The sequence below is a fragment of the Pseudomonas urmiensis genome (assembly GCF_014268815.2).
GTDB lineage: Bacteria > Pseudomonadota > Gammaproteobacteria > Pseudomonadales > Pseudomonadaceae > Aquipseudomonas > Aquipseudomonas urmiensis.
On record NZ_JABWRE020000001.1, the window covers coordinates 5,272,254 to 5,286,980 of the forward strand.

The 14,727-nt window shown below is 60.5% G+C and carries 11 protein-coding genes; 9 read left to right on the forward strand and 2 right to left on the reverse strand.

Annotated features, from left to right (window positions below):
- Window positions 1–124: 124 nt before the first annotated feature.
- Window positions 125–1,267 (forward strand): acetylornithine deacetylase, encoded by a 1,143-nt coding sequence (gene argE / locus HU737_RS23805; protein ID WP_186555854.1) that lies wholly within the window; start codon window positions 125–127, stop codon window positions 1,265–1,267.
- Window positions 1,268–1,393: 126 nt separating this feature from the next.
- Window positions 1,394–2,692, forward strand: a complete 1,299-nt coding sequence (gene argA / locus HU737_RS23810; RefSeq protein ID WP_186555855.1) for an amino-acid N-acetyltransferase — start codon at window positions 1,394–1,396, stop codon at window positions 2,690–2,692.
- Between the two features lie 119 nt (window positions 2,693–2,811).
- On the opposite strand, the gene HU737_RS23815 is transcribed toward argA, so the two are convergent.
- Window positions 2,812–4,188 carry a glutamine synthetase family protein gene (locus HU737_RS23815; RefSeq protein WP_186555856.1) on the reverse strand — a complete coding sequence of 459 codons (1,377 nt, stop codon included), beginning with the start codon at window positions 4,186–4,188 and terminating at the stop codon, window positions 2,812–2,814.
- Window positions 4,189–4,855: 667 nt separating this feature from the next.
- Between HU737_RS23815 and HU737_RS23820 the strand changes: the two genes are divergently transcribed.
- The 7 genes from HU737_RS23820 to HU737_RS23850 all read left to right on the forward strand — a co-directional run bounded on the left by HU737_RS23820 (window position 4,856) and on the right by HU737_RS23850 (window position 13,166).
- On the forward strand, window positions 4,856–6,214 hold the full coding sequence (locus tag HU737_RS23820; RefSeq protein WP_186555857.1) for a glutamine synthetase family protein: 1,359 nt from the start codon (window positions 4,856–4,858) through the stop codon (window positions 6,212–6,214).
- A gap of 48 nt (window positions 6,215–6,262) precedes the next feature.
- Window positions 6,263–7,624 carry an aspartate aminotransferase family protein gene (locus tag HU737_RS23825; RefSeq protein WP_186555858.1) on the forward strand — a complete coding sequence of 454 codons (1,362 nt, stop codon included), beginning with the start codon at window positions 6,263–6,265 and terminating at the stop codon, window positions 7,622–7,624.
- A 169-nt stretch (window positions 7,625–7,793) separates the two neighbouring features.
- The gene (locus tag HU737_RS23830) at window positions 7,794–8,891 is read left to right on the forward strand and encodes a polyamine ABC transporter substrate-binding protein (protein WP_186555859.1); all 1,098 of its coding nucleotides are present in this window, start codon (window positions 7,794–7,796) and stop codon (window positions 8,889–8,891) included.
- A 173-nt stretch (window positions 8,892–9,064) separates the two neighbouring features.
- Complete coding sequence (locus HU737_RS23835) at window positions 9,065–10,159, forward strand: polyamine ABC transporter substrate-binding protein (RefSeq protein WP_186555860.1); 1,095 nt, start codon at window positions 9,065–9,067, stop codon at window positions 10,157–10,159.
- A 57-nt stretch (window positions 10,160–10,216) separates the two neighbouring features.
- Window positions 10,217–11,359 (forward strand): polyamine ABC transporter ATP-binding protein, encoded by a 1,143-nt coding sequence (potA, locus tag HU737_RS23840; protein WP_186555861.1) that lies wholly within the window; start codon window positions 10,217–10,219, stop codon window positions 11,357–11,359.
- Complete coding sequence (locus tag HU737_RS23845; RefSeq protein ID WP_186555862.1) at window positions 11,356–12,276, forward strand: ABC transporter permease subunit; 921 nt, start codon at window positions 11,356–11,358, stop codon at window positions 12,274–12,276. Before potA ends, HU737_RS23845 begins: the two co-directional genes overlap by 4 nt.
- Window positions 12,273–13,166 carry an ABC transporter permease subunit gene (locus tag HU737_RS23850; protein ID WP_186555863.1) on the forward strand — a complete coding sequence of 298 codons (894 nt, stop codon included), beginning with the start codon at window positions 12,273–12,275 and terminating at the stop codon, window positions 13,164–13,166. Before HU737_RS23845 ends, HU737_RS23850 begins: the two co-directional genes overlap by 4 nt.
- A gap of 324 nt (window positions 13,167–13,490) precedes the next feature.
- Here HU737_RS23850 and HU737_RS23855 read toward each other — a convergent pair whose 3' ends face one another.
- A complete protein-coding gene (locus HU737_RS23855; RefSeq protein WP_186555864.1) occupies window positions 13,491–13,946 on the reverse strand; it encodes an REP-associated tyrosine transposase in 456 nt (151 codons plus the stop codon).
- Window positions 13,947–14,727: the final 781 nt, after the last annotated feature.

Below are 14,727 nucleotides of genomic sequence, written 5' to 3' on the forward strand. Positions count from 1 at the left end.
CAAGGGTTCATTTGAGGTGGTGGATGGTTCACGACATAACTGGGCGCGCAGCGGCCCCGACAGTGCTTGCTCGGCCAGCGGCATGCAGGGTTATGATGAACCCACGCTTTTGAGGAGTACGCGCATGCCGTTGCCGTCGCTGAAAGACCAGTTCGCCGCCCTGATCGCTGCGCCTTCGGTCAGTTGTACCCAGCCTGCGCTGGATCAATCCAACCGTCAGGTCATCGAGCTGTTGGCCGGCTGGCTGGGCGATCTGGGCTTCAAGTGCGATATCCAGCAGGTCACCCCCGGCAAATTCAACCTGCTGGCCAGCCGGGGCACGGGTCCTGGCGGCTTGGTACTGGCTGGCCACAGCGACACTGTGCCGTACGATGCCCAGCTGTGGAAAACCGACCCGCTGAAGCTGACCGAGGTCGGTGATCGCTGGGTCGGCCTGGGCAGCTGCGACATGAAGGGTTTCTTTGCCCTGGTCATCGAGGCGGTGCTGCCGCTGCTGGAGCATGACTTCAAACAGCCGCTGCTGATCCTCGCGACCTGTGACGAAGAAAGCTCCATGTCCGGCGCGCGCGCCCTGGCCGAAGCGGGCCAGCCACTTGGCCGCGCGGCGGTGATCGGCGAGCCCACCGGGCTCAAGCCGATCCGCATGCACAAGGGCATCCTCATGGAGCGCATCGAGATTCTCGGCCGCAGTGGCCATTCGTCGGATCCAAGCCTGGGCCGCAGTGCCATGGAAGCCATGCACGCGGTGATGGGCGAGATGATCGCCCTGCGCCAGCAATGGCAGCAGACCTATCGTAATCCGCAGTTCAGCGTGCCGACACCGACCCTGAATTTCGGCTGTATCCATGGCGGCGACAACCCCAACCGCATTTGTGGCCAGTGCGCGCTGGAGTTCGACCTGCGCCCGCTGCCGGGCATGGACCCAGAGCAACTGCGCGCGGCCATCCGCGAGAAACTGGTGCCGCTAGCCGAGCAGCTCGATGTGCGTATCGACTACAAACCGCTGTTCCCGGAGGTGCCGCCGTTCGAGCAAGCGGCCGACGCCGAACTGGTGCAAGTGGCCGAGCGCCTGACTGGCCATCGCGCCGAAGCGGTGGCCTTTGGCACCGAAGCGCCGTACCTGCAGCAGCTGGGTTGCCAGACCATTGTGCTGGGCCCTGGCGACATTGCCTGTGCCCATCAGCCGGGCGAGTACCTGGAAATGTCACGTATCGAGCCTACCGTGCGTCTATTGCGTGATCTGATCAGGCACTATTGCCTGAGCTAAACGTCCATTGACCTGATTCGTTCCTGCCTAGAGGAGAGTACGCGTGACCGCAAGCCTGTTCCGACGATGACTTTCGAACGTTGTGCGCCTTGACCGTTCTCCGTCCACTTATCCACAGGCTCTGTCATGCCCGAATACGTCAACTGGCTACGCCATGCGTCCCCGTACATCAATGCCCATCGCGACTGCACCTTCGTGGTCATGCTTCCTGGCGATGGCGTCGAACACCCGAATTTCGGCAACATCGTCCACGACCTGGTACTGCTCCACAGCCTTGGCGTGCGCCTGGTGCTGGTCCATGGCTCGCGTCCGCAGATCGAGAGCCGTCTGTCGGCCCGCGGCCTGACCCCGCACTATCACCGCGGCATGCGTATCACCGATGCCGCCACCCTGGACTGCGTGATCGATGCGGTCGGCGCCCTGCGGGTGGCCATCGAGGCGCGTCTGTCGATGGACATGGCCGCTTCGCCGATGCAGGGCTCGCGCCTACGCGTGGCCTCCGGCAACCTGGTCACCGCCCGCCCAATCGGCGTGTTGGAAGGGGTGGATTATCACCATACCGGTGAAGTCCGGCGGATCGACCGCAAAGGCATCAGCCGCTTACTCGATGAGCGCTCCATTGTGCTGTTGTCGCCATTGGGCTATTCGCCGACCGGCGAGATTTTCAACTTGGCCTGCGAAGACGTGGCCACCCGCGCTGCGATCGAGCTGGGCGCGGACAAGCTGCTGCTGTTTGGCGCCGAGCCGGGCTTGCTCGATGAGAATGGCCGGCTGGTGCGTGAGTTGCGGCCACAGCAGGTCGCGCCGCATCTGCTCCGCCTGGGTACTGACTATCAGGGTGAATTGCTCGATGCCGCCGCCGAGGCCTGCAAAGGCGGCGTGGCGCGCAGTCATATCGTCAGTTATGCCGATGACGGTGCGCTGCTCACCGAGCTGTTCACCCGCGACGGCGGCGGCACCCTGGTAGCCCAGGAGCAGTTCGAGATTGTCCGTGAGGCGACCATCGAGGATGTCGGCGGCCTGCTGGAACTGATCAGCCCGCTGGAAGAGCAGGGCATTCTGGTGCGCCGCTCGCGTGAGGTGCTTGAGCGTGAGATCGAGCAGTTCAGCGTGGTCGAGCGCGACGGCATGATCATCGCGTGTGCGGCGCTGTATCCAATTGCTGATTCCGAAGCGGGGGAGCTGGCGTGTCTGGCGGTGAACCCGGAGTACCGTCATGGCGGGCGCGGCGATGATTTGCTCGAGCGGATCGAGACGCGGGCGCGGGCGTTGGGGTTGAAAACCCTTTTCGTGCTGACTACGCGCACGGCGCACTGGTTCCGCGAGCGCGGCTTTGAGCCAAGCGGCGTCGAACGGCTGCCGGCGGCGCGGGCGTCGCTGTACAACTTCCAGCGTAATTCGAAGATTTTCGAGAAGTCGATCTAAGCGGGGGCAGTGCTAGGCATTATCTCAGCGCTGCCTGTACTGGGGCTGCACAGCAGCCCCAGTACACACGACACAAAGCGCACTACGAAAAACGCCGTCTGAGAAGACGGCGTTTTCATTTACACGGTATGCAGATACCAGTTGTACTCGAGGTCAGAGATCGAGTGCTCGAACTCCTCCAGCTCGCTCTCCTTGCACGCGACAAAGATGTCGATGTACTTCGGATCGATGTACTTGTTGAGGATCTCGCTGTCGTCCAACTCGCGCAGCGCATCGCGCAGGTTGTTCGGCAGGCTTTGCTCCAGCTGCTCGTACGAGTTGCCTTCGATTGGCGCGCCAGGCTCGATCTTGTTGGTCAGGCCATGGTGCACGCCTGCCAGCACGGCCGCCATCATCAGGTACGGGTTGGCGTCGGCACCGGCTACACGGTGCTCAAGACGCACGGCATCCGGCGAGCCGGTGGGTACGCGTAGGGCCACGGTGCGGTTGTCCAGGCCCCAGCTCGGCGCGTTGGGCACGTAGAACTGAGCGCCGAAACGGCGGTACGAGTTGACGTTCGGGCAGAGGAACGCCATCGACGCGGGCAGGGTCTCGAGCACACCGCCGACAGCGTGACGTAGCGCGGCGTTCTGCTCGGGATCCTCGCTGGTGAAGATGTTGTTGCCATCTTTGTCCAGCACGGAAATGTGTACATGCAGGCCGTTGCCTGCCTGGCCCGGGTAGGGCTTGGCCATGAAGGTGGTGTCCATTTCATGGTCGTAGGCGATGTTCTTGATCAAGCGCTTGAGCAGCACCGCGTAGTCACAGGCCTTGAGCGGGTCGGCGACGTGGTGCAGGTTGACTTCGAACTGCGCCGGGGCGCTTTCCTTGACGATGGCGTCGGCCGGAATCCCCTGCTCTTTGGCCCCTTCGAGGATGTCCTGCAGGCAGTCGGCGTATTCGTCGAGGTCGTCGATCAGGTAAACCTGGGTCGACTGTGGGCGTTTGCCGGAAATCGGCGAGCGCGGCGGTTGTGGGCGGCCATTCACGTTCTCCTGGTCGATCAGGTAGAACTCCAGCTCGAAGGCGGCGCAGATGGTCAGGCCCAATTCATCGAACTTGCTCACTACCTGACGCAGCACTTCACGTGGATCGGCGAAGAACGGCTCGCCTTCGATCTCGTGCATGGTCATAAGCAGCTGAGCGGTCGGGCGTTTTTGCCAGGGCTCGTTGGACAGCGTGTCAGGGATCGGATAGCAGATGCGGTCCGCATCGCCGATGTCCAGACCCAGGCCCGTGCTTTCAACGGTAGAGCCGTTGATGTCGAGGGCAAAAAGGGAGGCCGGCAGGTTAATGCCTTTCTCGTAAACCTTGTGGAGGCTGGTGCGCTCAATGCGCTTGCCGCGCACCACACCATTCATATCTGCAATCAGAAGGTCAACGTAGAGAACCTCAGGATGTTCCTTAAGGAACGCGTTCGCTTCGTTAAGCTGAACGGCACGCGGGGGTACCGACATGATGCAACACCTTTGTTGTTAAAAATATCAATCAAGGGGGGCTTGCAACCCCAGTCAATCGGAAAGACCTACTGAAGTCAAGCCAACCCCATGATGCCCTGAAATGGCACATCGACGGCCGATTTGCTGCATATCGGGGCGTGCCATTATCCGCTATTTTCCCTCGGAAGGGTTATCTCACGCGGGCCGTGTTTTATTTTTTACGGAGATGTTGTGTAAAAAAATGAACAAGGCTAAGCTCGGCCTCAACCCAAAACACAATAATACGAGGGTCACATGGTCCGCTTGCCGCGACCTGCACGTGCTGCCTGCGCAGCGCTTTCAGGTACCCGTTCCGCTCGCCGCAAGGTCTTCGCGCACAGCGCCGTAGACGTCGATGCCCTGGCCGCAATAATTGACGGTCGGCACGGTCCATTCACCTTAAGTAGCAGTTTACTGCACGCCTTTCGTTTTTCCTGCCCTTCGAATGCTTCATGGATACACGCCTTGCGCGGGTATCCAGTGACGTCCTGCGCGCGCCGCTTTGCTTTGCCACGGCAGTGCATCCAGAATCAATGCGTGGGTCTGCTGCGGCCATTGCAGCCGAGCAGCGTCCACCTTGATCGACGCCAGGCGTCAGTAGCGCCCGACATACTCCAGCCGGGCCACCTTACCTCCTGAGGTATTTATGAGTAACAACCTCGACCAGCTCACCGATTGGTTGAAAGAGCACAAGATCACCGAAGTGGAATGCCTGATCAGTGACCTGACCGGCATCACCCGCGGCAAGATCTCGCCGACCAACAAGTTCATCGCCGAAAAAGGCATGCGCCTGCCCGAGAGCGTATTGCTGCAGACCGTGACCGGCGACTACGTCGACGATGACATCTATTACGAGCTGCTGGATCCTGCCGATATCGACATGATCTGCCGTCCCGACGAGAACGCGGTGTTTCTCGTGCCATGGGCCATCGAACCGACCGCCCAGGTGATCCACGACACCTACGACAAGAAGGGCAATCCGGTCGAGCTGTCGCCGCGCAACGTATTGAAGAAAGTGCTCAAGCTCTACGCTGACAAGGGCTGGCAGCCGATTGTCGCACCAGAGATGGAGTTCTACCTGACCAAGCGCAGCGAAGACCCGGACTTCCCGCTGCAACCGCCAGTCGGCCGTTCGGGCCGCCCGGAAACCGGCCGCCAGTCGTTCTCGATCGAGGCTGCCAACGAATTCGACCCGCTGTTCGAAGACGTCTACGACTGGTGCGAACTGCAGCAGCTGGACCTCGACACGTTGATCCACGAAGACGGCACGGCGCAGATGGAGATCAACTTCCGTCACGGTAACGCCCTGCACCTGGCTGACCAGATCCTGGTGTTCAAGCGCACCATGCGCGAGGCCGCGCTCAAGCACAACGTCGCCGCCACCTTCATGGCCAAGCCCATGACCGGCGAGCCCGGCAGCGCCATGCACCTGCACCAGAGCGTGGTCGATGCGCACACCGGCAAGAATATCTTCTCCAATGAAGATGGCAGCATGAGTGAGCTGTTCCTCAACCACATTGGCGGCCTGCAGAAGTTCATCCCCTACGTGCTGCCGCTGTTCGCCCCCAACGTCAACTCGTTCCGTCGCTTCCTGCCCGACACCTCGGCACCGGTCAACGTCGAGTGGGGCGAAGAGAACCGCACTGTGGGGCTGCGCGTGCCCGATGCCGGTCCGCAGAATCGCCGGGTGGAAAACCGCCTGCCGGGCGCCGATGCCAACCCCTACCTGGCGATTGCCGCCAGCCTGCTGTGCGGCTACATCGGCATGGTCGAAGGCATCAACCCGAGCGCGCCGGTCCAGGGCCGGGGTTACGAGCGGCGCAACCTGCGCCTGCCGCTGACCCTCGAAGATGCCCTTGAGCGAATGGAGAACTGCCAGGACCTGGAGAAATACCTGGGCAAGAAATTCATTACCGGCTACGTCGCGACCAAGCGCGCCGAGCATGAAAATTTCAAACGGGTAATCAGCTCCTGGGAACGTGAGTTCCTGCTGTTTGCCGTCTGATCAACCCTGGGGCCGCAGGAGCGCGGCTGTCGCAAAACGGAGAAGCACATGAGCGTCAACAACCCGCAAACCCGTGATTGGCAAACCCTGAGCAGTGAGCACCACCTGGCACCTTTCAGCGACTACAAGCAGCTGAAAGAGAAAGGTCCGCGCATCATCACCAAGGCCCAGGGCGTGCATTTGTGGGACAGCGAGGGGCACAAGATCCTCGACGGCATGGCTGGGCTGTGGTGCGTGGCGGTCGGTTATGGCCGAGAAGAACTGGTGCAAGCGGCCGAGAAGCAGATGCGCGAGCTGCCGTACTACAACCTGTTCTTCCAGACCGCCCACCCGCCCGCGCTGGAGCTGGCCAAGGCGATCACCGACGTGGCCCCCAAGGGCATGACCCATGTGTTCTTCACCGGCTCCGGCTCCGAAGGCAATGACACCGTGCTACGCATGGTCCGCCATTACTGGGCACTCAAGGGCAAGCCGCACAAGCAGACCATCATCGGCCGCATCAACGGCTACCACGGCTCCACCGTTGCTGGCGCAAGCCTTGGCGGCATGAGCGGCATGCATGAGCAGGGCGGCTTGCCGATCCCGGGCATCGTGCATATCCCGCAGCCGTACTGGTTCGGTGAAGGCGGCGAGATGAGCCCGGACGATTTCGGCGTGTGGGCTGCCGAGCAGTTGGAGAAAAAGATTCTCGAGGTCGGCGAAGACAACGTCGCCGCCTTCATTGCCGAGCCGATCCAGGGCGCTGGCGGGGTGATCATTCCGCCACAAACCTACTGGCCGAAGGTGAAAGAGATCCTCGCCAAGTACGACATCCTGTTCGTCGCTGACGAAGTGATCTGCGGCTTCGGCCGTACCGGCGAGTGGTTCGGCTCCGATTACTACGACCTCAAGCCCGACCTGATGACCATCGCCAAGGGCCTGACCTCCGGTTACATCCCCATGGGCGGTGTGATCGTGCGTGACACTGTGGCCAAGGTGCTCAGCGAAGGCGGCGATTTCAACCACGGCTTCACCTATTCCGGCCACCCGGTGGCGGCGGCGGTAGGCCTGGAAAACCTGCGCATTCTACGTGACGAGAAAATCGTCGAGAAAGCCAAGACAGAAGCGGCACCGTATTTGCAGAAACGTCTGCGTGAGCTACAGGACCACCCACTGGTGGGCGAAGTGCGCGGCCTGGGTCTGCTCGGCGCGATCGAGCTGGTCAAGGACAAGGCGACTCGCAGCCGTTACGAGGGCAAGGGCGTGGGCATGATCTGCCGAAACTTCTGCTTCGAGAACGGCCTGGTGATGCGCGCGGTAGGCGACACCATGATCATTGCGCCGCCGCTGGTGATCAGCCATGCCGAGATCGACGAGCTGGTGGAAAAGGCACGTAAATGCCTGGACTTGACCCTTCAAGCGGTGAAATGACCACCTGCTACGCTAGCGTTGTGACATTAAGCGGTTACAAGGCCCTGCTTTCCTTGAAACAGCGCCTTGTAACTTGCCAGACTAGCGACTGTTTCAGTCGCCCAACGCGTGTACTGCGGGACCTGGCAGCTGAACGGATGGCTAATTAAAAAAATCTGGAGCATGACGCATGAAGAAAATGGGCAAGACGTTGCTGGCCGCAGCCCTGATGGGTGCCATGGCCACTGCTGTTCAGGCTGAAGACAAGGTGTTGAACGTCTACAACTGGTCGGACTACATCGCGCCGGACACCATCGCCAAGTTCGAGAAACAGTCTGGTATCAAGGTCAAGTACGACGTCTTCGACAGCAACGAGACCCTCGAAGCCAAGCTGCTGGCGGGCAAGTCGGGCTACGACGTGGTCGTGCCGTCCAACAACTTCCTGGCCAAGCAGATCAAGGCTGGCGTCTACGAAGAACTGGACCGTTCCAAGCTGCCGAACTGGAAGAACCTCGACGAAGACCTGCTCAAGGCCGTCGGTGACGCCAGCGACCCGGGCAACAAATACGCCTTCCCCTACATGTGGGGCTCGATCGGCATTGGCTACAACCCAGAGAAGGTCAAGGCCGCGCTGGGCGTGGACAAGATCGACTCGTGGGACGCCGTGTTCAAGCCAGAGAACATCGCCAAGCTCAAGAGCTGCGGCGTGAGCTTCCTGGATGCGCCGACCGAAATGCTTCCGGCTGCGCTGCACTACCTGGGCAAGCCGAGCAACAGCATGAACAAGGAAGACTTGAAGGCTGCTGAAGACCTGTTCCTGAGCATCCGTCCTTCGATCACCTATTTCCACTCGTCCAAGTACATCGGTGACCTGGCCAACGGCAACATCTGCGTAGCGGTCGGCTACTCGGGTGACCTGGAGCAGTCCAAGGCCCGTGCCCACGAGGCCGGTGACAAGGTCAAGCTGGACTACATCATTCCTAAAGAAGGTGCCGGCACCTTCTATGACATGGTCGCCATTCCCAAGGATGCCGAGCATAAGGAAGCCGCCTACAAGTTCATGGACTTCCTGTTGCAGCCTGAAGTCATGGCCGAGATCACCAATGCCGTGCGCTTCCCGAACGGCAACAAGGCCGCGACCCAGTTCGTCGACAAAGACATCACCAGCGACCCCAGCATCTATCCACCAGCCGACGTGAAAAAGCAGCTGTACGCCATTGCCGCTCCAGAAGCTGCAGCCCAGCGCCTGATCACCCGTAGCTGGACCAAGATCAAGTCGGGCAAGTAAGCCTGTGCTCAAGCCCTCTGCGCCGGGGTTCTCCGGCTCAGGGTGGCTGTAAGGCAAATAAGTTTGCGGCATCGAGGCTGCAACGGTAAGTTGCGCGCCGGTTTCGCGTGTACGGCGCGGCTTACTACTACGGCACACCGTCACTGAATGCACTGATTGTGAGGAGCATCCACTTGTCTATTTCTGTATTTCGCAAAGCCTTGATGGCTGGAGCGGGCCTGACGCTGGCATGCAGCGTCCAAGCGGCGCCAACGGTGCATTTCTATAACTGGTCGGACTATATCGGGCCGACCACCCTCGCCGATTTCGAGAAAGAAACCGGGATCAAACCGGTGCAAGACGTCTTCGATTCCAACGAGACCCTGGAAGGCAAGCTGCTGGCCGGTCGCACCGGTTATGACGTGGTGGTGCCGTCCAACCATTTCCTCGGCAAGCAGATCAAGGCGGGCGCGTTCCAGAAGCTCGACAAGAATCTGCTGCCCAATTATTCCAACCTGGATCCTGCGCTGATGAAGCGTCTGGAAAAGAACGATCCGGGCAACCAGTACGCCGTGCCTTATCTGTGGGGCACCAATGGCATCGGCTACAACGTCGACAAGGTCAAGGCGGTGCTGGGCGTAGACACTATTGATTCGTGGGCGGTGCTGTTCGAGCCGGAGAATATGAAAAAGCTCTCCACCTGCGGCGTGGCCTTCCTCGACTCGGCGGACGAAATGCTGCCGGCGGTGCTCAACTACATGGGCCTGGACCCGAACAGCACCAATGCCAAGGACTATGAAAAGGCCGAGCAGAAGCTGCTGGCCGTGCGTCCCTACGTGACCTACTTCCATTCCTCGAAGTACATCACCGATCTGGCCAATGGCGACATCTGCGTCGCTGCCGGTTTCTCCGGCGATATCTTCCAGGCCAAGGCCCGTGCTGAAGAAGCCAAGAAGGGCGTTAACCTGGCCTACGCGATTCCCAAGGAAGGCGGCAACCTCTGGTTCGATGTCCTGGCGATTCCGAAGGACGCCAAGAACCTCAAAGAGGCGCACGCCTTCATCAACTATTTGCTGAAACCTGAGGTTATCGCCCAGGTCAGTGATTACGTCGGTTACGCCAACCCGAACCCCAAGGCTGGCGACCTGATGGACCAGGCCGTGAGGACTGACGCCGCGGTTTACCCACCGCAGGAAGTGCTGGACAAGATGTTCGTCAACAGTGAGTTGCCGCCCAAGGTGCAACGTTTGATGACCCGCAGCTGGACCAAGGTCAAGTCGGGCAAATAATCATCCAGACCCGCCACGCCAAGGGCGGGCTTAAAAATCTTGTTGGGAGTTTCACTCATGGCAGTTGCCTCCGGTGCCTATAAGAAAGCCCTCGAGGGTGGCCAGCAACCCAAGCAGGTGCTGGTCAAGATCGACCGGGTCACGAAGAAATTCGACGAAACAATTGCCGTGGACGATGTGTCCCTGGAAATCCGCAAAGGCGAGATCTTCGCTCTGCTCGGTGGCTCCGGCTCCGGTAAGTCGACCTTGCTGCGGATGCTGGCAGGCTTCGAGCGTCCGACCGAAGGGCGGATCTTCCTCGATGGCGTCGACATCACCGACATGCCGCCCTACGAGCGGCCGATCAACATGATGTTCCAGTCTTACGCGCTGTTCCCGCACATGACCGTGGCGCAGAACATCGCCTTCGGCCTGCAGCAGGACAAGATGCCCAAGGCCGAGATCGAAGCCCGTGTGGCCGAGATGCTCAAGCTGGTCCACATGACCCAGTACGCCAAGCGCAAGCCGCACCAGCTTTCCGGTGGCCAGCGTCAGCGGGTAGCCCTGGCTCGCTCGCTGGCCAAGCGCCCCAAGCTGCTGCTGCTCGACGAGCCGATGGGCGCGCTGGACAAGAAGCTGCGCTCGCAGATGCAGCTGGAGCTGGTCGAGATCATCGAGCGCGTGGGTGTAACCTGCGTGATGGTGACCCACGACCAGGAAGAGGCCATGACCATGGCCCAGCGCATCGCCATCATGCACCTGGGGTGGATCGCCCAGATCGGCTCGCCGATCGACATCTACGAGACCCCGACCAGCCGCCTGGTCTGCGAGTTCATCGGCAACGTCAACCTGTTCGAAGGTGAAGTGGTCGACGACGCCGAAGGCCACGCGGTGATCGCCAGCCCTGAGCTTGAGCGCAAGATCTACGTCGGCCACGGCGTGACCACCTCGGTCGAGGACAAGCACATCCTCTACGCACTGCGTCCGGAGAAGATGCTGGTCACCACCCAACAGCCGACCTGCGAGCACAACTGGTCGCGCGGCAAGGTGCACGACATCGCCTACCTGGGTGGTCACTCGGTGTTCTACGTCGAGCTGCCGAGCGGAAAGGTCGTGCAGTCGTTCGTGGCCAACGCCGAGCGCCAGGGCACCCGCCCAACCTGGGGCGATGAAGTGTACGTGTGGTGGGAAGATGACAGCGGCGTGGTACTGCGCTCATGAAAATCCGCAAGCTCAAGCGAGCCTTCCAGCGCCTGGTCCCGGAGGGACGGCACCTGGTGATCGGCGTGCCGTTCATCTGGCTGTTCCTGTTCTTCATGCTGCCGTTCTTCATCGTCCTGAAGATCAGCTTCGCCGAAGCCGACGTGGCCATCCCGCCGTACACCGAGATCTACAGCTACGTCGAAGACAAGGTCCAGCTGGTCCTCAACCTGGCCAACTATGGCCTGTTGACCGAGGATGAACTGTACATCTCGGCCTACCTGGGCTCGTTGAAGATGGCCTTCTTCAGCACCCTGTTGTGCCTGTTGATCGGCTACCCGATGGCCTACGCCATTGCCAACGCGCGCAAAGAAAGCCAGACCGTGCTGTTGCTGCTGATCATGATGCCGACCTGGACCGCGATCCTGATCCGCGTATATGCCTGGATGGGCATTCTCAGCAACAACGGGCTGCTCAACAGCTTCCTGTTGTGGATCGGCCTGATCGACCAGCCGCTGCAGATCCTCAACACCAACCTGGCGGTGTACATCGGCGTGGTCTATTCGTACCTGCCGTTCATGATCCTGCCGCTCTACGCCAACCTGGTCAAACATGACCAGAGCCTGTTGGAAGCCGCCTCTGACCTGGGTTCGAGCACCTTCAACAGCTTCTGGAAGATCACCGTGCCGCTGTCGAAAAACGGCATCATTGCCGGCTGCATGCTGGTGTTCATCCCGGTGGTGGGCGAGTTCGTCATTCCTGAGCTGCTCGGCGGCCCGGAAACCCTGATGATCGGTAAAGTGCTGTGGCAGGAATTCTTCAACAACCGTGACTGGCCGGTAGCGTCCGCGCTGGCGGTAGTGATGCTGGCGATCCTGATCGTGCCCATCCTGCTGTTCAACCGCAGCCAGGCCAAAGAGATGGAGGGCAGGGCATGAAGCGCTTCAGTTTCTCCAAGCTGATGCTGGTGCTCGGCTTGCTGTTCATCTACCTGCCGATGCTGATCCTGGTGATCTACTCGTTCAACGCCTCCAAGCTGGTAACGGTGTGGGGCGGCTGGTCGATCAAGTGGTACGTCGGCCTGCTCGACAACTCGCAGCTGATGGGCTCGGTGATGCGCTCGCTGGAGATCGCCTGCTACACGGCGATCGCCGCTGTGGCGCTGGGCACCCTGGCGGCCTTCGTGCTGACCCGCGTGACCCGCTTCAAGGGCCGCACCCTGTTCGGTGGTTTGGTGACCGCACCGCTGGTCATGCCTGAGGTGATCACCGGTCTGTCGCTGTTGCTGCTGTTCGTGGCCATGGCGCAGATGATCGGCTGGCCGCAGGAGCGCGGCATCGTCACCATCTGGATTGCCCACACTACGTTCTGTGCGGCGTATGTGGCGGTGGTGGTGTCGGCGCGCTTGCGCGAGCTGGACCTGTCGATCGAAGAAGCGGCAATGGACCTGGGTGCCAAGCCGTGGAAGGTGTTCTTCCTGATTACCATCCCGATGATCGCGCCATCGCTGGCGGCGGGCGGCATGATGTCGTTCGCCCTGTCGCTGGACGACCTGGTGTTGGCCAGCTTCGTCTCGGGGCCAGGTTCGACCACCTTGCCGATGGAAGTGTTCTCGGCGGTGCGTCTGGGCGTGAAGCCTGAGATCAACGCCGTGGCCAGCTTGATTCTGCTGTCGGTGTCGCTGGTGACCTTCATGGTCTGGTACTTCAGCCGCCGCGCTGAAGAGCATCGTCGCAAGGCGATCCAGCAGGCTATCGAGGAAGGCGCTGCGGCGAACTTCTCGCAGCCACAGGTCAAGCGCCCGTCTCCGGCTGCCGCGTCGGCTTGACCCACCCGCTTAGGGCCGCACTGCGGCCCTAAGCGGCGGTTCGGCGTTCTTTGCTCCGGCGCAACGTCAAAAGTGATCATGCTCATCAGTTGTGCTGGACCTTACCCCAGCCTGACACCACTCATTTCTCATCAGTTGTGCTGGACCTTGTCTAAGCCTGACACCACTCATTTCTCATCAGTTGTGCTGGACCTTGTCTAAGCCTGACACCATTCATTTCTCATCAGTTGTGCTGGACCTTGTCTAAGCCTGACACCATTCATTTTCATCAGTGATATTGGACCCTGTGGGAGCGGGCTTGCCCGCGAAAGCCGCACCGCCACTTCACAGCCAAGCACTGTCCCAATGCGGATAATCACCAATGTGGTCGACCAGCTCGGCACGTACAGGATTATGTGCAATGTATTCGGCCACCGCGCGCACGCTTTCCTCCTTGCGCAGCGCACGGTCCTGATACCCAGGCTGCCATATCGGTTGGCACGCAATACCCGTCTTGCGCAAGGCCATAGCTGAGCGTGACTTGAACCTGCGCATCAGTGTGCCCAGCGTCACTGCCTTCAATTCGAACAACCAGTGCACATGGTCCGGCATAACCACCCAGGCTAGAGACTGGCAGGCATGCTCAAGATCGGCCTGGCGAATTTGCTGGACCACCAGCCGAGCTCTGTGAAAGTCACGAAAAAGCGGATTGCGCTGGGAGGTGACTGTGGTCAACAGATAGCGTCTGCCTGGCTCGGAAAAGCGACCACGGCGAAGTAGGTAGGACTCGGCGAGGGACATTTGGATCTTCCTTGAAAGTGAATACCTTCTGGAAAGTAGCGGCTCAAATGCAGGTCGCGGGTGGTTGTTGGTTTCTGGATGTGGCAAGGGTTGGCTGTGGCTGTGCCGGCCTCTTCGCGGGCAAGCCCGCTCCCACAGGTATTGCGGGTGTCTCGAGATAGCGGGGTGTCTGTTGGGCTTGATGGTTTCTGGATGTGGCAAGGGTTGGCTGTGGCTGTGCCGGCCTCTTCGCGGGCAAGCCCGCTCCCACAGGTATTGCGGGTGTCTCGAGATAGCGGGGTGTCTGTTGGGCTTGATGGTTTCTGGATGTGGCAAGGGTTGGCTGTGGCTGTGCCGGCCTCTTCGCGGGCAAGCCCGCTCCCACAGGTATTGCGGGTGTCTCGAGATAGCGGGGTGTCTGTTGGGCTTGATGGTTTCTGGATGTGGCAAGGGTTGGCTGTGGCTGTGCCGGCCTCTTCGCGGGCAAGCCCGCTCCCACAGGTATTGCGGGTGTCTCGAGATAGCGGGGTGTCTGTTGGGCTTGATGGTTTCTGGATGGGCAAGGGTTGGCTGTGGTTGTGCTGGCCTCTTCGCGGGCAAGCCCGCTCCCACAGGTATTGCGGGTGTCTCGAGATAGCGGGGTGTCTGTTGGGCTAGATGGTTTCTGGATGTGGCAAGGGTTGGCTGTGGTTGTGCCGGCCTCTTCGCGGGCAAGCCCGCTCCCACAGGTATTGTGGGGGGCTCGAGATAGCGGGGTGTTTGCTGGGCTTGATGGTTTCTGAAAATGAAATTGGCACACCAC